Below are 18,679 nucleotides of genomic sequence, written 5' to 3'. Positions count from 1 at the left end.
AGTTTATTATTATTTTGAAGCAAACTTCATTTCATTAACATAAAGATTCATTTTTTTCCAGTGTTTGTGATCGATTGTCGTGGTATCAATATCAGTAGTCCAGTCAAATCCGGGAAATAATTTTAACCTGTTTACAACGCGTTTTTTATATCCGAATGAAAAGCGATCCCCCCGCATTTGAAGCTCTATATTCTTATTATCATTCGTCAAGTTCTTGTATAAAATTGTTTGTGTTTTCCAGTCACCACCCCAGGTAAGGAAGGATTTAATAAAACATAAAACTCCAACTATAATGAATACCAGTAACTGTGATTTTGTCTTTTTTAATTTTCCAACTAGCTGGCCGATAATAAATACAAAAGTCAAAGCTGCAATAAAAAGGATGATAAAATGAAGTATTGAATTATTGATATAAAAAGAAGTATAACGATTTATTAGCGTAAGAGCCGTCGTGATGAGAAACAGAACATACAGTATTGTAGTTTTCATATTTTTAAATATTTACAGTATAAAAAATCAAAATTTATCTAAGTCATTTACTTCAGATTCTTCTTCATGGAAATTTGAAAGTGTGTTTAAATCTTTTTCATATTAGTTGCGATCTTTATTGTTTTGTATAAAGATGTAAATCATCACAATTAAAATGACGATGCTCAGAAATGTTAATATGATCCAGCTTGGTTCTATGGTGCTGCTATTTAGGGGTTAGTTTTTTTTGGATTTTGGATTTTGTACTAATCAGAATTAGGGCTGTGATTGCTATAATTGCCATTAAGGTTGTAATTAGTTTTTATGATTTTTTATTTAATGTAATTTTCAGGAAAAACTGTTAAAATGAAACCTCTATACGCGTTTTAACAACTGTAATAAAAGGGAGAATTTCATCTCCCTTTTAAAGTTATTCTGATATGGCATACTTATGTTGCACAACAAGCTGATTATTGACGCACCAGATTCCCGGGGTTTTCCACACTATTTTTTCTGCAAGATCTTTTTGAAAAAGCTAAGAAACAGCTCCTGTCAATGTCACGGTTGTACCATCGACTTTAACGAATATGTTCTCAGAGTGCAGTGTCCAGTTGCTTTCTAAGGCTTTTACAATATTTTTTTTCTCAATTTCATCCTGTATTTCAGATTTTATTTTGATACGGTTTGTTACGCCTTTCACACCTGTAAGATGGCCGACGGACTTATTGGCGGCTTCTTTTTGATAATTCCAGGTTACCTGCCCCTCAAGAGTGACCCAGCCTTTTTCAACTTTAATCTGAATCTTTTCCTGAGGTACATTCCAGTTATCTGTCAGAGCCTTTAAGGCATCGTTGGCAATATCTTCATCAGACTTGGTATTGCTGGAATATTTGATTTCAATTTCTTCAACAACTGCTTTGACGCCATCAACATTTTTGGCGGCATTTTCAGCTTCAATTTTTTTATAATAGGCGTCTACAGTTCCCATTAGGGTTACTACACCATCTTTTGCAGTTACTCCAATTTCTGCGGCATGCAGCTGTGGTTCCCATTTAATGGCGTCTTGAACATCTCTTTGTAATTCTTCATTTGTTTTCATATCATTTTCATTTAGATAGTTGCCTAATTTGAGTTTATAGTGTTTTATTTGTTAGAGGTGAAAAGCTTCGTTCTCTAATAGAGCGCGGTTCTCTTTTTCCTCTATTGAATTTTCTTTAGGAATATGAGTATTAAGTGTGGTTCTCATAATTTCAATGTTGGCATTTGTTTCCTGAGCAAGCAGCACATATTTACGGGCTTTTACTTCAGTTTTATATTTTATGGTTTTATCTTTTGAAAATCCCATACCTATTAATGGCAAAGTAGCTCCTAAAAGTACGGCGACACAGGCATATATGATGGGTATTCTAAAGTAGGGAAGATTGGCAGTGAGGTTGAAAATAAAAAGTAATCCAAACAATAACCCGCAGAGCCCTATGGCAAATAATCCGGTAGTACTCCATTTTTCCATTTTATCGTAAATATTAAAGTATCCAAGAACATTTTGTTCCGTATAGCAATCTTTACCAATTATTGAAAGTTTTGTAATATCGTAACCACTTTTTTTTAATTTTTTGATTGCATCCTCAGCTTGCTGCAGTGATTTATAATGTGCTACGAATAATTGTTGATTTTCCATGGCTGTCATTTTTTTAGTTAGTATAAGATTTATTAGGTTTTTAGAAATTAGAAACTTGTGCAACTCTTAAATCTAAAATTTACCGTTAATTCCTTTTAGTATGTAAAATTGCATTAAAGAATAAAGAATAAAAATGATCTGAATCATTTATAATAATGACTTTTAGCACTTCTGTTTTAAGTTTTAATTTAGTGCCAGATAAAAGATATGTTGGATATCATTTATTACTAATGAAGAACTAACTAATTTAGTAATTATGAAAACTTCACAGGAATATCAGGTAGATTTGGAATGTCAGCTAAATGGAACTGCAAAAGTAAGTGCCGTTATCTTTAATAATGATATCCAAGTGTCATCTTATTCCTGTTTAAAAAATCTCGATGAAGATGCGTGGTCAGCAGAGCATCTATTTCTCGCCGCCGTAGAAAGTTCCTATATGACTGCATTTTTTAACACAGCCAGAAATAAAGGATTAAAATTTAAAAGATTCAAAAGTAGCGCCCGTGCGTCTATAGTACTATCAGATGAATTTTCAGAGATAACCGATATTGTACTAAGACCTATGGCCGTTATTGAGGAACGTAAAATGATCAACAAAACATTGAAAATTTTCTCAATTTGTAAAGAACATTCTTTGGTTTTAAAGGCCTTAAAAGTCCGAATGCATATCTTTCCATCGGTTAGTCTGGAATAAAAAAGCTATACTTTTTCAATACTTGAAGCCGCTGTTTAAAGCAAAACTTATTTTGTATCTTTAAGATATTATACGGCGATGCTAATTTATGTACAAGCTATGAATAATAAGGAACCAGAATTACAGGGATTAAATATTGAAGAAGTACTTGACTTTAGAGCAGAATATGGAATCAATAAGTATAATTACAAAAAAGAGAACAGGTTCTTAGCTTTTCTAAAAAGCATCTTTGCAGAACCAATGATTCTTTTATTACTCGTTGCTGCCGGAATTTACTTTATCAATAGGCAATATAGCGACGCAGTGTTTCTTACTGTTTCAATTTTATTGATAGCGGCAATATCACTTTATCAGGAAAAGAGAAGCCAAAATGCTTTGGCAAAATTACAGGAATTTACACAGCCTTTGTGCAAAGTTATTCGTGAGGGTAAACAGCAAAATATTAAAACACAAGATATTGTCGTTAATGACCTGGTAATGGTAGAGGAAGGGGGATTGGTCCCTGCTGACGGAGTTATCATGAGTTCAAATGATTTTTCAGTAAACGAATCGATACTCACCGGGGAGTCGATGAGTGTTTTTAAAGATAAAGAAAAAGAAGATAATAAAGTGTTTTCGGGAACTACCATCGTCGGTGGATTGGCAATTATTAAAGTTACAGAGATAGGAAACCAAACAAGATTAGGAAAAATAGGGAGCAGTCTCGAAGCTATTTCCCAAGAAAAGACACCATTAGAACTTCAGATTGGGAATTTTATAAAAAAGATGATTTTTGTTGGAGTTCTGGTTTTTATTCTGGTATGGGCTATCAATTATTCCAGAATGGGTAATATTCTGGGAAGCCTTTTGGTAGCGCTTACTTTAGCAATGAGTATATTACCAGAGGAGATACCGGTTGCTTTTACAACATTTATGGCACTGGGAGCACGCAGGTTAATGAAAATGGGCATTGTAGTCAAACAAATGAAAACAGTTGAAACACTGGGAAGTGCCACCATTATCTGTACAGATAAAACGGGAACCATAACTCAGAATAAAATGGAGTTAGCGGGTCTTTATTTGCCATCAGGGTTAGAGACCGATGTTAGCACTTTTAGAGAATCAAAAGAAACCGAGGATCTTATAACAACTGCGATGTGGGCCAGTGAACCCATACCTTTTGATCCGATGGAAATTGCTCTTCATACTACTTATAAAAAGTTTACAGCTAACGATTTTACAGCTAACTTTAAAATGATCCATGAATATCCATTATCAGGTAGGACGCCCATGATGACTCATATTTTTGAAGATGATGGAGGAAATCGAATTATTGCTGCAAAAGGAGCACCTGAAGCAATTTTTGAAGTTTGCCATCTTACAACTAAGGAAAAAGAAATCGTACTATTGGCTATGGATAAACTAACCGGAAAAGGCTACAGGGTTCTTGGTGTTGCCCAAGGTCTTTTGGAAGGAAATAGGTATCCTCAAACACAGCAGGAAATTCCTTTTGTATTTAAAGGTCTGGTTGCTTTCTATGATCCACCTAAGGAAAATATTTCGCAGGTACTGCAGTCTTTTTACCAAGCCGGAATAGGAGTAAAGATTATTACCGGAGATAATGCCCGTACAACAAACGCAATTGCTCAGCAAATCGGTTTTAAGGGATTAGAAAAATCCATTACAGGTGATGAACTTATGAAACTAAACAATGCAGAATTACAAAGTAAAGTAATGGATATCAATTTGTTTTGCCGAATGTTTCCCGAAGCCAAACTAAGAATTGTCAAGGCTCTCAAAGCAAGTGGACAAATTGTAGCTATGATCGGAGATGGCGTCAATGATGGACCTTCTCTTAAGGCAGCTCACATAGGCATTTCCATGGGAAAGAAAGGAACGGCTATTGCAAAAGATGCTGCCTCACTTATTCTGGTAGAGGATGATCTTTCTAAAATGGTAGAGGCCGTAGCAATGGGAAGGAGAATTTATACGAATCTGAAAAAGGCAATTCAATATATTATATCAATACATATACCTATAGTTCTGATCGTTTTTATTCCGCTTGCTTTAGGATGGATTTATCCCAATATTTTCAGTCCGCTGCATGTAATTCTGCTCGAACTTATTATGGGACCAACCTGTTCAATACTCTATGAGAATTAACCTACTGAAGCCGATACCATGCAAAGAGGACCAAGAGGATTGACCTCTACTTTTTTCAAGACAAAAGAATTGATAACAAGTATTTTGCAGGGAGTTGTTATTACTATAGGAGTACTAGGTATATATCAGTGGTCAGTATACAATCAATGGAATGAAAACAGTACGCGAAGTATGGTTTTTTTGACTTTGATTGCGGCCAATGTTGTGCTCACATTGGTAAACCGATCTTTTTATTATTCATTATGGGTAACACTTCAATATAAAAATTTCATGGTTTCTCTTTTAATAGGCATTACGGTGCTTTTGGTTATACTGCTATTTGCAGTACCCTTTTTACGTTCTTTATTTAATTTTGAAATGCCTACAGTTTTTCAGCTCCTTGTATGTGTACTGGCAGGATCAGTATCGGTATTATGGTTTGAGGTTCCAAAATATTTTAGAAGGAAATAAAAAATCTTCTAGATTTCTACCTCGCTTCCTATAAGCGGAACACTGCAGTTATAACCATATCGATCCTGAATTTTAATTCGAAGTTCATCTGCCGGAAGATTTTCTCCATGTACTAAGTAAATACATTTGGGAACATTTTTAAGAGCTGAAAGCCAGTTTACAAGATCTTGCTGATCGCCGTGAGCAGAGAGTCCTTCAATCTGGACTATTTTAGCTTCGACGTTATAGTAGTGCCCGTATATTTTAATTTCATCGGCACCTTCAAGAAGCCTTCTTCCACGAGTGCCCTCTGCCTGATAGCCGACCATTACAACAGTAGCTTTCTCCAGGCCTATATAATGCTCGAAATAGGATAATACGCGGCCTCCTGTGGCCATTCCGCTTGCGGCAATGATTACCTTCGGCTGAGGATCTTCAACTATTCGCATAGTCTGTTCATATTCAGAAACTATTTTAAACATTTTGCACATTTCATGACAGTCATCGGCAGAGAGTTTGTGCCATTGCATATTCTGTAAAAAAACATCCAGGACACTGGCGCCCATCGGTGTATCCAGAATATAAGGAACATTTGGAATTCTGCCCTCTGTTTTAAGTTGCCATATCAAATACATTATGGATTGTGCTCTTTCAACGGCAAATCCTGGAATAATAACAGTTCCTTTTTGTTCTATAGTGGTATTGATATAGTTTTCAAGCTCTTTTTTTGCATCCAGATCCGGATGAATACGGTTACCATAAGTACTTTCTAAAAAAAGATAATCTCCTAGTATGGGTTTTGTTGGCGCAAACATCAAGACATCGTCATCGCGTCCAATATCTCCAGAAAAAACCAAAGTTTTGCCTTCAAGTATTAGTGTAATAGTGCAGGCACCAATAATATGTCCTGCACCAGTATATGTAGCAGTAATATCAGCAGCAATGTCTGTTGAAATATCTGGTTGTACGATTTTAAAATAGGGAAGAACAGCTTCAGCTTGCTCCAAAGTATAGAGTGGTTCAGCCTTTTCATGTTTAGAATAATGTTCTTTGTTGGCTTTGTTGGCTTCTTCTTCCTGAATTTTAGCACTGTCTAAAAGAACAAGTTTAGCCACCTATCTAGTAGGAGAGGTGCAGTATATTTTACCTGTGAATCCCTGTGCAACGAGTCTTGGAAGCCATCCGCAATGATCCAGGTGACCGTGGGTAAGAAGCACATAATCTATTGTAGAAGGCAAAACCGGTAAGGGCTTCCAGTTAAGTTGCCTAAGAGCTTTAAGGCCTTGAAAAAGTCCACAATCAATCAATATTCTAATGCCATTACTTTCTATGAGTGTCTTTGAGCCTGTTACAGTTCCGGCGCCTCCAATAAATTTTACTTTCATTTTAAATAAGTTTACAAATTTGTGAAGCTTCTTTTAGTACATTTCGAATTCTGTTTTCACTAATTCCTATTTTATAAAGGCTTTTCGAATCATTAATAAGATCTTTTACAAGTATTTGATCCAAAATAAGCAATTTTTCTTTTTCAACCATTGAAAGCGTAGTGAGGCAGGTAATAGGGTAGAGTCCTTCTTTATCTATTTTATTTTTGATGCTGTTGTTTTTAGGATAGTCCCAGCTTAAAAGCGTTATCCCGCTGCAAATGGCAAAATTCTCAGCATCTTTAGTAAATCGGTTGTTAGTTACTAGTATACAGGAATCGATGTTCTCGCTTCCGCTAAAAATAGTATGGTGCTTTGATTTGAGGTCATTAAACCGGGAAAGAATATACATCGGCACTTTTACATCTGAAGCGCCTTCTCTGCTACTGTGGAATTTACATTCGACCATCCAGACTTTATTCTCTTTTTTCAGTGCAACATCTACTTCATGCGATACACATTTTCCCTGCAAGGTGAGATTTGTCCTTGTTTTATAACCTTCGGCGGCATAAATTCTGGATATGAATTTTTCAAAGAAAAAGCCCGCCGGCCCAAGCATTTGTAATGCGTAGCGTAGGTTATATCGTGCGGCATGTGCGTTTGATGCTTTTTTTAATATCGCAAATGCCAGCTTGTATATTTGCTTGGTGGTTATGCCTTCATACATTTGATTCTGTATCTGTACAAGGGATTCTTTGATAATATCTGGAGCAGCTCCTGATTTTTGAAGAGAAAGTTTTAATTTTTCAATATCGAAGGGTACAACATGTCCTGAGTGCTTAATTACTTTCATGTTATTCAGTATTACGGCAGATTTTGATTATTTAATCAAAATAGGAAATAAAATGTGCTCACAAAATATCTTTTATAAGCACATCTTATTTTTTTGGTTTATCCTATTTTAATTTGTTTTGCAGGAGTTTTAGGACTGCTGTTCTTTTTGGGTAATGTCAGCTTTAAAATGCCATTTTTATAATTAGCATCAATTTTATCAGCCGTCACATTATCTGGTAAAACGAAAGAACGGCTGAAGGAGCTATAAGAGAATTCTCTTTTTCTAAAATTTTTGTCTTCCTCTTTGATTTCTTCTTCTTTTTCTGCGCTGATAGTTAAGACTCCATTTTTAACCTCTGCTTTGAAATCTTTATTCTCAAGCCCGGGCGCTGTAAGTTCAATTTCAAAATTTTCGGTATTTTCAATAACATTAACATTGGGCATAAAAGCTCCTTTTTGATTTGTAAAAGCAAAAAATGATGGCATGTTCAGAAAATCATCATTAAAAAAATCATCAAAAACGTTTGATAGAGAAACGTTTTTCTTGGTTGGTGCTAGTGTTGTCATGATATTCTAAAATTTAAATTAAACATTTGTTGAATTGTTTAACCAAAATTACAGCAGATTATCAAGACATTGTATGATTAAAGTCATTTGATAAATTGATATTGATCACATTAAAGAATTAGTATCTTATTTTACTAAGCTTTTCTAAATTAAGTACATGAATGGTACTCGTTGTTTTTTCAATTAAGCCTTCTTCCTTAAAATCACTTAGGGTACGGCTTACAGTTTCAGGCGAAGTTCCGGAAAATGCTGCAAGATCATCTCTGGAAAATTTAATACTGCATCCGTCAGTACTATGCTGTTGGAGTAATTGTACAATGTCTTTTGCAATTCTTTTTCGTACTGACATAAAGGCAATCTGTAGTAATCGTTCTTCTTTTTCTCTCACATTATTTGCGAGAATTTTAATGAATTTTGTCCCTACATCAGGATACAGAAAAAGTAGTTTATCAAGCTGTTCTGTTGGCAAAAAGCTTAATACGGTTTCTTCGAGTGCAATAGTTGTATCGTTATAAGTATCATTCGAAAACAACATACTGATATCCAGATAATCATTTTCTTTATAAACACCGGTGATAAGTTCACGTCCTTCCTGAGTAAGTTTTACGGTTTTGACTTTCCCACTTATAATGTAGTAAATTCCGGTTATATGATCACCTTCGTAATGTATATATTGATTTTTTTTATAATGTCGCGTACTGCGATCAAGCATGATTTCTTTTAGTTTTACGAGTCCGTCTTCTTTAGAAATAACTGCGTTGAGGTTTTCAGCACTCTGTCCATAAAAAAGTTGTTGCAGTTCTTTTTTCTTCAATCTGGCTTCTACTGCCTTTAAGAGTTCAATATCATCAAATGGCTTGGTAAGATAATCATCAACTCCAAGCTCCATTCCTTTACGAATATCGGCTCTTTCCGCTTTGGCAGTCAAAAATATAATAGGTGTTGCTTGTGTTTCAGGATGTTTATGAAGAATATGTAAAACGCCATATCCATCAAGTTCAGGCATCATAATATCACATAGTATAAGATCAGGCAACATTTTAAGGGCTGTTTCCACTCCTGTTTTTCCATTAGCCGAGGCAAAAACCTCATAACCGGAGAGTTCAAGTATTTCAACAACATTTTCTCTGATATTGTCATTATCTTCAATGATAAGTATTTTAGTCATAACGTGGCAATTCAATTGTGAATAAGGTTCCTTTATCAATGGCGCTTTTAAATGAAATAGTACCATGCATTAGAGATACATAGCGTGAAACAATATGGAGTCCGAGACCCGTTCCGGGAATATTTCCTGTATTATACGCTCTGAAAAAAGCTTCAAACAAATGTTTATGATCTTCCTCAGGAATACCAATGCCGTTATCTTTTACATTGATGATTACCATAGTATCCGCGATAGATGTCGATAGTTCGATTTGGGTTTCCTCTCCTGAATATTTTATAGCATTGGATACAAGATTAATGATACAATTTTTGAGTAAGTTTTTGTCCAGCTTTACCAAAATAATTTCAGTATTTGGTATGCTAATTATCTTTTGTTTCTTTTTTGTGAGAAGCTTCAGTTCTCCTATAATTTCTTTAATAAAATCCTGCAGATTAAAAGTTGATATTTCCAGAGTAATTTTATTCGATTCTGCTTTTTCAAGAAGTAAAAAATCATTTAAAATTGTAGTGAGGTTTACAACGGAACTTTTGATTTTTCGAATATGGGTTTCAATTTTTGGATTATCTATATTTTCTGCATAACGCTGTAGTAGGGCAGTGGAAAGCTGAATGGTGCTCAAAGGTGTTCTAAATTCGTGGGAGGCCATCGATAAGAGGCGGCTTTTAATTTTATTAAGTTCTTTCTCTTTTTCCAGGGTGTTACTCACCTCTTCTTGTGTGGCGGTTAAGGCTTCAATGGTTTCGTTTAACGTCTGTGTACGGTCTTTTACTAATTCTTCTAAATGCTGAGTGTATTGCATTAAACGGTTTTCCGCTTCTTTTTGGTGACTCATATCATGAATGAAACCTGCAAAAATTCTTTCTCCCTCAAATTTAACTTCACTTACTCCAAGTCTGAAAGGAAATATATTTCCGTCTTTTTTCCTCCCAAGCACATCCCTGTCATGTCCAATAATATGTGGAATTCCTGAAGATTTGTAGTTTTGTATGTAAGAATCGTGTTTTTCTCTATCTGGAGAAGGCATTAAAAGTGAAATGTTTTTACCAATAACTTCTTCCTGATTATACAAAAAAAGCCTACATGCTGAAGGGTTAATAGATTCAATAATTCCCTTTTGGTTAATTGTGATTATTCCATCGATTGCATTTTCAATAATTGCATTTAAAAGTGCCTGGTTTTTCATTTCACAATCGATTTTTGGTATAACAAATATCGCGAAATGTTTTTGATAATCAATGTTTTGTCTTGTTGTTTTTATCTACTGGTTTCATTCTTTAATTTATGATTCAAAAAGTTCTCTTAATGTATAGAAGCACCTCTTTTGAACTTTAGAGAAAGTGTTGATGTATTGATATTTTTAATACCATTTATTAGAGCATCAGCATTAAAAGAAATACTATCGATTCCTGCCATAACTAAAAATTTTGTAAAATCTGCTGAATCACTTGGCGCCTGTCCGCAAAGGCCAATTTTCTTACCCATTTTCACAGCGGTATTTATCATTTGGAGTATGAATTGTTTTGAAGCTGGATTTTGTTCATCAAAAAGATCTGCAATTAATTCAGAATCTCTGTCGATGCCTAAAGTAAGCTGTGTTAGATCATTGGAACCGATAGAAAAACCATCAAAAATTTCAGCAAACTCTTGAGCCAGTAATATGTTTGATGGAAGCTCTGCCATAACATATATTTCAAGACCATTATTACGCTGTTTTAAACCGTATTCTTCCATTAGAGCGATCACTTTTTTTCCTTCTTCGGGCGTACGACAAAATGGAATCATGAGTTTTACATTGGTAAGTCCCATTTCATCCCGAACTATTTTCATCGCTTCACATTCAAGCCTGAATCCTTCGCGATATTTTTCATGATAGTAACGGGAAGCGCCACGAAAACCAAGCATTGGATTTTCTTCGTGAGGCTCAAAAAAAGAGCCTCCGAGAAGTTGAGAATATTCATTGCTTTTAAAATCACTCATTCTGACGATGACTTCTTTGGGATAAAAGGCTGCCGCTATTGTGGCTACACCTTGTGAGAGTTTTTCGATGAGATAATTTGGCTTACTACTATAGTTTTGTGTGAGTGCTGCTATCGCTAAACTTTGATCAGCATCAAGTACTTTTTCCGGATGAATCTGCGCCATAGGATGTATCTTCACTTTGTGGCTTATAATAAATTCAAGTCTGAGTAAGCCTATGCCATCATTTGGATAAAATGATAAATCAAATGCTTTCTCGGGTTCAGAAACTATCAGCTGTACTTTTGGTTTTTGAGGGAGCTTTATTTTGTTGAGTGGCACAGTTGTTTGCAGGTATTTTAATTTACCTTTATAGACATAACCGGTTTTTCCTTCTGCACAGCTCAGGGTAATAAGATCCCCATCTTTAATAATTTCAGTGGCATTACCGGTTCCCACAATGGCTGGTGTTCCCATTTCTCTGGCTACTATAGAGGCATGACTTGTTCGTCCGCCTTTATTGGTAATGATTCCAGCCACTTTTTTTAGGATAGGATCCCAATCCGGGCTGGTAAAATTAGTAACCAGAATTTCTCCACTTTGGAGTTTTGAAGCGTCTTTTGGCGATACAAGAATTCTTGCAGCACCACAAATTATACGGTTTCCAACAGCCTCGCCCTGAACAAATGCTACTCCTTTTTTTTCTAATTTATAAGTAGTAATTGATAGTGGTTTTAAGAGGGAATGTACCGTTTCTGGTCTGGCCTGAATAATATAAAGCTCTCCATTTAAGCCATCCTTCGCCCATTCAAAATCCATTGGTTTATTATAATGTTCTTCTATAATAAGGGCCCATCTGGCGAGTTTTTCAATTTCGGAGTCGTCAAGGACAAATTTGTTGCACCATTTTCGGGGCGTAATTTTTAGAACAGTTGAATTAGTACCGGAAGAATTATCATTGTAAATGAGCATCTTATTTTTTGCTCCGAGATTTTTCTGCAAAATAGCCTTTTTATTGTTTTTAATGGATCTTTTAAATACAAGAAATTCATCAGGAGTTACGATACCTTGTACGATTGTTTCACCTAGACCCCAGGTCCCTGCAATATGAATCACATCAAGGAATCCCGATTCGGGTTCCAGTGTAAATCCGATACCGGAACAAGCTAAATCAGAGCGGACCATTTGCTGAATACCAACAGAAAGAAATATTTTGTCGTGATCAAAACCTTTGTCAAATCTGTATTTAATGGCTCTGTCTGTATAGAGTGACGCAAAACAGCATTTTACGGCATAAATCAGCGGCATTGTACCTTTAATATTTAGAAATGAATCGTGTTGTCCAGCAAAGCTTGCATTGACAAGATCTTCTGCAGTGGCACTGCTTCTAACGGCAACTGCCAGATCTTTGTCTTCACATAAACAGGAGTAGGCGTCTGAAATTTCGGTTTGAAGATCTAAGGGAAATTTTGCATCAAGTAGCAGCTTTCTCGCTTTCTCACCAATTTCAGTTAAGTTGATAAAGTCTTTCTTATCCAAAAGTTGCATTAATTCGTTTAGAGTAAAACTTAAATGATTGTATTCTATAAAATCTTTGTAGGCAGTTGTTGTTATGGCAAAACCATTGGAAACTCTAATACCATGAGGACTAAGATTATTGTACATCTCTCCCAGAGAAGCATTTTTGCCACCTACTTTATTAATATCGTTAATTCCGATCTCACTAAACTTTAAAATATATTTTTCCATTTTCATTTCTTTTAAATCTCTCTTTTTATGGCTTTTAATTTATTTTAAAGATAGTTGGACACGTAAAAATTAAAAATGATTGTGATCATCTTTTGATATTTATAGTTTTTTTATAAGGTGATACAAATCATTTTTCTGCTTAAAATATTAAATGATATTTGCTGTCTTAGAGTCTAGCTAAGATGATTTAAAATAAGTTTAGAAAATAATCTCAGATTTTAAATAAAAAGTGCAATGAAAGCAAATAAATCACAAAGCAAAAGCATATCGATATTTGAGAAACTCAAAAAAACAGATAAGGCTGGTAATGAGTATTGGAGTGCCAAGGATCTTGCAAAATTGCTAGGGTATTCCAGGTATAGTTCATTTATTGAAGTGTTGGATAAGGCAAAGGCTTCCTGTATTAATACAGGTCAGGAGACAGCATTACATTTTAAAGATTTTAGTGCAATAAAATCAGTTGAGAGTGATTTACAAAGGAATGGGGATGATGCAAAATTATCACGATATGGCTGTTATCTTATAATTCAAAATGCAGATCCTGCTTTAAAACCTGTAGCGCTTGGACAAGCCTATTTTGCAACACAAGCTCGTCTGCAGGAATTGAACCAACAGCAAAAAAGTAAAAATTTTAAAATAGTAAAAGAGCGAAGATATTTTCTTCGTAAAGAACTGGCTAAGAGAAATCTTCAGCTAGCAGGAGCCGCACGAAAAGCTGGTATTGTTACCCCTGCAGATTATGCCTTTTTTCAAAACCATGGATATAGAGGACTTTATGGAGGTCTGGATGTAAAAGCCATACGAGAGATTAGAGGTCTTAATCCCAATGAAAACATTCTCGACCATATGGAAAATACAGAATTGGCAGTGAATTTATTTCGTGTTACTCAAACCACAGAAAAGCTCAAAAACGACAAAGTTAATGATATTGTTGAAGCCAATAGTATTCATTTTGCTGTTGGATTAAAAACTCGTAAAGTAATTGAAGAAAGAATTTCGATTTTACCAGAAGATTTTCCTGTTGCTAGTACTATCAAATTGGCAAACAACAAAGACAAAGAATTGAAAACCAGAAAAAGCAGTAAGAATAAAACTGTTTTGTAATTGAAAATATCACAAGAGAAATTAAATAAGAAATTATATGAAAACAAAGTTTTACATACTGGCTGGTATTGCTATACTGTTATATTGCTGCCAGCAAAAAGATTGGGCGGGTACAGATGAAAATGCTCTAGAGACGGATTTAGATGATGTCTCTGGAATCAATAATAACCTTCTTAGAAAGTGGTTTGCATTGAACAAAGAATCAGACAGTATAATTAAATCCGCACAAATGATCATTGATGAGCAGAAAGAACAAATAGAATCTCGCCCTCAGGATGAGCGGGAATATATGAATACATGTATAGAAGATGCTCAGAAGCAACTTAACCTATTGAAGGAAAAAGTAAAATTCACTAAACAGTTTGCTGGGGGTATTAAGCACTATGATCCATCTTTACAGCAGACTATTGACTCATTAGAAGAAGACTATGTTCGGGAAAAATATAAACTGGAAGGCGCATTAAAAGAGTTGAAATAGTGTTAATAATCAACCATTTTAAATTAGAACTTAGCAGAAGCTAACTTACTAGTTTTAAATTTGCTGCGTTTCTAATTGTTTAAAATACATCTTCCAAGATTTTGCCACAAACCTTTGTGCAATTTGATTTTGTGGCTCTAATTGTACTTCTTCAAATTGTATCTTATTTGTACCTCAAATACATTTTATTCTATGCAATACTATACAGTTAGTTTCTGGAAGTGAAATTAACTTTTGGGTAGTAATTATATTTTATGTTTGAAAGCCAGTTTCCGTTGATTCAAACTACAGAAACATTTATGGTATAATATATTCGAACCTAAACTCGTCAGCACCTTATTCTGTTGACTTTCTAGTTTTCAAAAACACCGTGAGCCACGATTTTGCTACAAAACTCAAAGTATCGTCTCTGCCCTTGGTAATGATCTATTAATTTGTATTTTATATGTAGTTTAAAAGCATTTTATATTACTTAATAGTACAAACGAATTTCTGGAAGTGAAATTCGCAATATGTATTTCTGTATTCAAAGTCTATTATCCCTTTAATGCTAGCATTTAATAAATCACCTCTAACCGTAAAATAATAATCACAGTATTTAAGATTACATTTATTTTTCGAAGTTAAACATAACATCAGAAAGTGGAGGGTTTTGAACTGGTTTGTATGCATCCGCTGACTTGCCATTAATTTCTGTCATGCTGAAATTTATCGGGTCAAAGTAAAACTGATAGTTGTACGTATTTGATCCGCCGTTTATAATTTTTATCCGATCAAAAAGAGTTAGCTGCTTGGTATAAGTATATCCAGAATTAGAATAATTAGAAATAAATCCAGCTGATATGAATTTATTATGCTGTATTTGATTATTTTGCTCAGGCTTTACAATTGTCCATATAGTTATAATTGCATTCATATTGTACAGCGCAGGATACTCCTTTATGTTTTCGATAGACCAAGTAAATTTTTCAGGATCATATTTTGGTTTATATCCAACAACTCTGCCGTTTAAATTTAATGAAATGTCACTTATAGAAAATCTATTGTCTAAGTTTATTTTTAAGTTTGTGACACCGCTTCTATTTTTGTAATTAGATACCAAAGTTTTGATTTCTAGATTTGCACTATTCTCTGCAAGTAAAATAGCATTTTCTCCGTGTCGGTTATCTAAATTAGGATTTGCTCCACTGATAAGTAATTCAGAAACTAATTTTGCCCTGTTTCTTAATATAGCAATGTTAAGCAAAGGATTATAATCAACGGGTTCCCTAAAATTTGGATCTCCACCTTTTAAAATTGAATACTTCAAATTTATTAGATTATTGGTCTCTACAGAGTTTAAAAGCGCATCATTAATTTGCAGAATAGATGGAGTAGGGCTTCCAAATACTTCTACTATTTTAGTATTTTCTGCATTTTGTATAGCGAACTTTAGATATGGAAAATCTGTAATTTCAACATGATAATTATAATCAATTGTTTTAATTACTGTAGTGGTATAAAAATCTGAAGATTCTGTATTAATACTTGTTTCTACCGAGGCGGTATAGGTATAGTTTGTACTTGAAGAATTTTGCATTACAGAAACTCCAGATGCAAAAAAAGAAAGGATGTCGCCTTTTTGAAGCGCGGCAAGAGAAGCTAGGATATCGATCTGACCTGGCTCATCATTGCTATTTAGTGCTTTAATATATTTTTCGCTTAGTTCTCCCAGTTTTAGATTTCCGCTTGCCAATGCAATTGTTTGTAGTTGTTGATGTCTGTTTAGTAATTCAGCTTTGCTAATTTGCTGATATCCTAGAAGCGATTCCAATTGTGCTAGTATTGTTTCATCAGGATCTCTAAGTACAATATCTACGTTGCTGCTAAAAGTGGAACTGGCTGTTGTAGAAATTCTTTCTTTTTCTATAGTTTTAATAGTTTGCTTGCGAGTATCTATAAACCACATTTTACTGCCACTGCTCTTTGCTTTTCGTATTACTTCACGAAAAACATCAACTTTAATATTTGTGAGCGATGATTGGCTTAACTTTAGGCTGAGGCTGCTGAAGTTTTGATAGGGAAATTTGTATTCAAGTACAATTTTGAAATCTCCGTTATAAATGGCGGCATAGTTATCATCATCCTGGTTGAAACGAAATTCTCCAATAAACTCGGATGAGGTAAAGGTATTACCTAAGGATGCAGTTCTGACTGCTACTCCGTCAACAATCAATGTAGCAACAATATTTGTAATCTTTGGAATTACTATTTGATAATCGTGGAGTGAATTAGCATTAAATCCTGTGGGGTTGAATCCAGACTGGATTATACTTCGTGCAACATCTTCTTTGAAGTTTGCAGGCAATTTTGAGGGAGATGAAAGTACAAGATATTTAATTACAAGATCTCCGTTACTCTTAATACTGATGAGCTTAGACATATCAACATTAGCCCCGCCAAATTCTCCTATTCCTGAAGGTCCGAACAATTTTGGCAAAACATTAATTCGCCTTTCTGCGGATATGTTTGTAGTGTATTCAACCCAACCTTCGAATCCTTTAATATTAAACCATGGAAATTCTGCGGCGCGGCAGGAATATGATTGCGATAGTGTAAAGAAAAGAATTAAATAAAATAAATGTAGTTCTTTTTTCATATTATTGATTTGCTTAGTCTATGCTTGATTATATTTATTTTTCAATTTAGTTATGCAGCGGTTATTTAATCTTAAAAAAAGCTGTAAACATTTTAAGGACAAACTTTAAAATAAATGGTTTGGTATTTTTTTCTGTTTTAAGGATTCGTTACATAACCGACTTGCATTAATGTGCCGTTAGGGTAGCTTCCAAAAATGAATCCGTTAGGAGCTACACCATAAGTAGTGTATGCTGTCTGGTACATCCAAGCAAAATTTGGAAATGTTGGAGGAAGTTTTTGGCCAACAACTGCGACCTGTCCGAATTGGTTTATGGTTATGATTATATTTGTGTTTGTTACATAATAGGCTGTTGGATCATTGGCAAATACGCATCTAGAAACATAAAATACTGCTGGGGTTGGGGTACTTGGCAGTCTTGATGAGGTATCTGCAGGTTGGTGCACGGGATCAGTATCTGGGGTTTTATCAGTGTCAGGTGGAGAAGTCAAATCCCTGGCTTCAATCCAGCCATTTGTAATCGCTGCTACCCTGGCTGTTTTTCCAGGGTGTGTATCAGAACCTTGCTCACTGGCAATAGATAATATTGCTGCTTTTGCCTGTTCTAGAGTTGCTCCCATCTTTTGTAATATAAAACCTGAATATTTATCTGCTTCTAATTCAATATTAGGCCTGCTGCCACCATTCAGTAAAGTATGCCCCTGCAAGTGATGTCCTATTTCATGGGCCATTATGCTGATAGCAGCCCAATCCGTATGGGTAACTTTTTTAACTCTTAACATAAAATCTTGATTGTATAGAATGTAACGAGTGTTACCCATAATTGAGGCTTCAGCATTGTTTACATTCGCAGCTTTTATGGTGAAGTTCTTTTTTAAACCTGTGTATTTTAATATTCGTTCGACTGCTTTATTTGCTTCTTCATCCGAAGAAAAAGTATAAATATCCCCATTTGATTCAGTTTCTGCTGAATAGGAGCAATAGCCATCTCTTACGAATAATTCTTGTGCTGAAATTATGCAGCAACTGGAGAAAAATAGTAATAGGCTCCAAGGTAATTTCTTTTTTATTTTCATAGCTGACATTTTATAATAATTATCGTGAATTACAATTTTAAGATTCCGTGGAAAATTTTAATATTAAGAGCTGTTTTATTAAACTATAAATATTTTTAGTCCTGTATTTGGTAGATAATCAGTTGTTTAAAATGGCTTTTTAAAATTGAAATAAATTTAGAAATTAAAATGGGAGTACAAGTAGGTATAAATACCTGATTATTTTGCAAAGTTGTCATGCTTATAACTGAGAAAAATTATCAACTGATTTTATTATTTTTCTGCCCGTATTAAGAACTTAATTCGCTGTATTAGAAACCATGAAGAACTGAGATTAGGATTTTATTACTTTCCA

At 34.5% G+C, this 18,679-nt stretch carries 16 protein-coding genes and 1 pseudogene; 5 read left to right on the top strand and 12 right to left on the bottom strand.

The features are described from left to right. Positions 1–9: 9 nt before the first annotated feature. The 3 genes from GON26_RS01040 to GON26_RS01030 form a co-directional block, all read right to left on the bottom strand. Positions 10–489: a hypothetical protein gene (locus GON26_RS01040; protein WP_160372878.1), complete on the bottom strand. Its 480-nt coding sequence runs from the start codon at positions 487–489 to the stop codon at positions 10–12. A 514-nt stretch (positions 490–1,003) separates the two neighbouring features. Then, positions 1,004–1,567 carry a BON domain-containing protein gene (locus GON26_RS01035; RefSeq protein ID WP_230407877.1) on the bottom strand — a complete coding sequence of 188 codons (564 nt, stop codon included), beginning with the start codon at positions 1,565–1,567 and terminating at the stop codon, positions 1,004–1,006. Positions 1,568–1,618: 51 nt separating this feature from the next. After that, positions 1,619–2,146 (bottom strand): DUF1269 domain-containing protein, encoded by a 528-nt coding sequence (locus GON26_RS01030; RefSeq protein WP_160372877.1) that lies wholly within the window; start codon positions 2,144–2,146, stop codon positions 1,619–1,621. 256 nt (positions 2,147–2,402) lie between these two features. On the opposite strand from GON26_RS01030, the gene GON26_RS01025 reads away from it, so the two are divergent. From GON26_RS01025 to GON26_RS21805, 3 genes and pseudogenes are all read left to right on the top strand, one after another. Then, the gene (locus GON26_RS01025; RefSeq protein WP_160372876.1) at positions 2,403–2,840 is read left to right on the top strand and encodes a hypothetical protein; all 438 of its coding nucleotides are present in this window, start codon (positions 2,403–2,405) and stop codon (positions 2,838–2,840) included. Between the two features lie 99 nt (positions 2,841–2,939). Then, positions 2,940–4,982 (top strand): cation-translocating P-type ATPase, encoded by a 2,043-nt coding sequence (locus GON26_RS01020; RefSeq protein ID WP_317164669.1) that lies wholly within the window; start codon positions 2,940–2,942, stop codon positions 4,980–4,982. 12 nt (positions 4,983–4,994) lie between these two features. Further along, positions 4,995–5,432: pseudogene (locus GON26_RS21805) on the top strand (cation transporting ATPase C-terminal domain-containing protein); the annotation flags it as partial. Positions 5,433–5,440: 8 nt separating this feature from the next. Here the strand turns inward: GON26_RS21805 and GON26_RS01015 are convergent. From GON26_RS01015 to ppsA, 7 genes are all read right to left on the bottom strand, one after another. Continuing rightward, positions 5,441–6,526, bottom strand: a complete 1,086-nt coding sequence (locus GON26_RS01015) for an MBL fold metallo-hydrolase (RefSeq protein ID WP_317164668.1) — start codon at positions 6,524–6,526, stop codon at positions 5,441–5,443. After that, positions 6,527–6,796, bottom strand: coding sequence for an MBL fold metallo-hydrolase (locus GON26_RS21800; RefSeq protein ID WP_317164667.1), 270 nt, complete (start codon positions 6,794–6,796; stop codon positions 6,527–6,529). Between the two features lies 1 nt (position 6,797). Then, positions 6,798–7,628, bottom strand: a complete 831-nt coding sequence (locus GON26_RS01010; protein ID WP_160372875.1) for a restriction endonuclease — start codon at positions 7,626–7,628, stop codon at positions 6,798–6,800. Positions 7,629–7,726: 98 nt separating this feature from the next. Continuing rightward, positions 7,727–8,176, bottom strand: coding sequence for an Hsp20/alpha crystallin family protein (locus tag GON26_RS01005; RefSeq protein ID WP_160372874.1), 450 nt, complete (start codon positions 8,174–8,176; stop codon positions 7,727–7,729). 118 nt (positions 8,177–8,294) lie between these two features. Next, positions 8,295–9,344 carry a response regulator gene (locus GON26_RS01000; RefSeq protein ID WP_160372873.1) on the bottom strand — a complete coding sequence of 350 codons (1,050 nt, stop codon included), beginning with the start codon at positions 9,342–9,344 and terminating at the stop codon, positions 8,295–8,297. Then, positions 9,337–10,527: a PAS domain-containing sensor histidine kinase gene (locus GON26_RS00995; RefSeq protein ID WP_160372872.1), complete on the bottom strand. Its 1,191-nt coding sequence runs from the start codon at positions 10,525–10,527 to the stop codon at positions 9,337–9,339. The genes GON26_RS01000 and GON26_RS00995 overlap by 8 nt, the downstream gene beginning before the upstream one ends. A gap of 116 nt (positions 10,528–10,643) precedes the next feature. Beyond that, positions 10,644–13,049: a phosphoenolpyruvate synthase gene (gene ppsA / locus GON26_RS00990; RefSeq protein WP_160372871.1), complete on the bottom strand. Its 2,406-nt coding sequence runs from the start codon at positions 13,047–13,049 to the stop codon at positions 10,644–10,646. A 234-nt stretch (positions 13,050–13,283) separates the two neighbouring features. Between ppsA and dinD the strand changes: the two genes are divergently transcribed. After that, a complete protein-coding gene (gene dinD / locus GON26_RS00985) occupies positions 13,284–14,153 on the top strand; it encodes a DNA damage-inducible protein D (RefSeq protein ID WP_160372870.1) in 870 nt (289 codons plus the stop codon). A gap of 37 nt (positions 14,154–14,190) precedes the next feature. Next, a complete protein-coding gene (locus tag GON26_RS00980; RefSeq protein ID WP_160372869.1) occupies positions 14,191–14,631 on the top strand; it encodes a hypothetical protein in 441 nt (146 codons plus the stop codon). Positions 14,632–15,241: 610 nt separating this feature from the next. On the opposite strand, the gene GON26_RS00975 is transcribed toward GON26_RS00980, so the two are convergent. Beyond that, positions 15,242–17,269 carry an ankyrin repeat domain-containing protein gene (locus tag GON26_RS00975; protein ID WP_160372868.1) on the bottom strand — a complete coding sequence of 676 codons (2,028 nt, stop codon included), beginning with the start codon at positions 17,267–17,269 and terminating at the stop codon, positions 15,242–15,244. A 137-nt stretch (positions 17,270–17,406) separates the two neighbouring features. After that, complete coding sequence (locus tag GON26_RS00970; RefSeq protein ID WP_160372867.1) at positions 17,407–18,345, bottom strand: M48 family metalloprotease; 939 nt, start codon at positions 18,343–18,345, stop codon at positions 17,407–17,409. Between the last annotated feature and the right edge of the window lie 334 nt (positions 18,346–18,679).

The sequence above is a fragment of the Flavobacterium hydrocarbonoxydans genome (genome assembly GCF_009789235.1).
GTDB classification, from domain to species: Bacteria; Bacteroidota; Bacteroidia; order Flavobacteriales; family Flavobacteriaceae; genus Flavobacterium; species Flavobacterium hydrocarbonoxydans.
The sequence above is the reverse complement of the archived record's forward strand: the minus strand, read 5'-3'. Positions and strand labels throughout refer to the sequence as shown.

Coding starts and splice junctions, on each gene's coding strand:
- GON26_RS01040 (WP_160372878.1), bottom strand. CDS start 489: ATGAAAACTACAATACTGTATGTTCTGTTTCTCATCACGACGGCTCTT.
- GON26_RS01035 (WP_230407877.1), bottom strand. CDS start 1,567: ATGAAAACAAATGAAGAATTACAAAGAGATGTTCAAGACGCCATTAAA.
- GON26_RS01030 (WP_160372877.1), bottom strand. CDS start 2,146: ATGGAAAATCAACAATTATTCGTAGCACATTATAAATCACTGCAGCAA.
- GON26_RS01025 (WP_160372876.1), top strand. CDS start 2,403: ATGAAAACTTCACAGGAATATCAGGTAGATTTGGAATGTCAGCTAAAT.
- GON26_RS01020 (WP_317164669.1), top strand. CDS start 2,940: ATGAATAATAAGGAACCAGAATTACAGGGATTAAATATTGAAGAAGTA.
- GON26_RS21800 (WP_317164667.1), bottom strand. CDS start 6,796: ATGAAAGTAAAATTTATTGGAGGCGCCGGAACTGTAACAGGCTCAAAG.
- GON26_RS01010 (WP_160372875.1), bottom strand. CDS start 7,628: ATGAAAGTAATTAAGCACTCAGGACATGTTGTACCCTTCGATATTGAA.
- GON26_RS01005 (WP_160372874.1), bottom strand. CDS start 8,176: ATGACAACACTAGCACCAACCAAGAAAAACGTTTCTCTATCAAACGTT.
- GON26_RS01000 (WP_160372873.1), bottom strand. CDS start 9,344: ATGACTAAAATACTTATCATTGAAGATAATGACAATATCAGAGAAAAT.
- GON26_RS00995 (WP_160372872.1), bottom strand. CDS start 10,527: ATGAAAAACCAGGCACTTTTAAATGCAATTATTGAAAATGCAATCGAT.
- ppsA (WP_160372871.1), bottom strand. CDS start 13,049: ATGGAAAAATATATTTTAAAGTTTAGTGAGATCGGAATTAACGATATT.
- dinD (WP_160372870.1), top strand. CDS start 13,284: ATGAAAGCAAATAAATCACAAAGCAAAAGCATATCGATATTTGAGAAA.
- GON26_RS00980 (WP_160372869.1), top strand. CDS start 14,191: ATGAAAACAAAGTTTTACATACTGGCTGGTATTGCTATACTGTTATAT.
- GON26_RS00975 (WP_160372868.1), bottom strand. CDS start 17,269: ATGAAAAAAGAACTACATTTATTTTATTTAATTCTTTTCTTTACACTA.
- GON26_RS00970 (WP_160372867.1), bottom strand. CDS start 18,345: ATGAAAATAAAAAAGAAATTACCTTGGAGCCTATTACTATTTTTCTCC.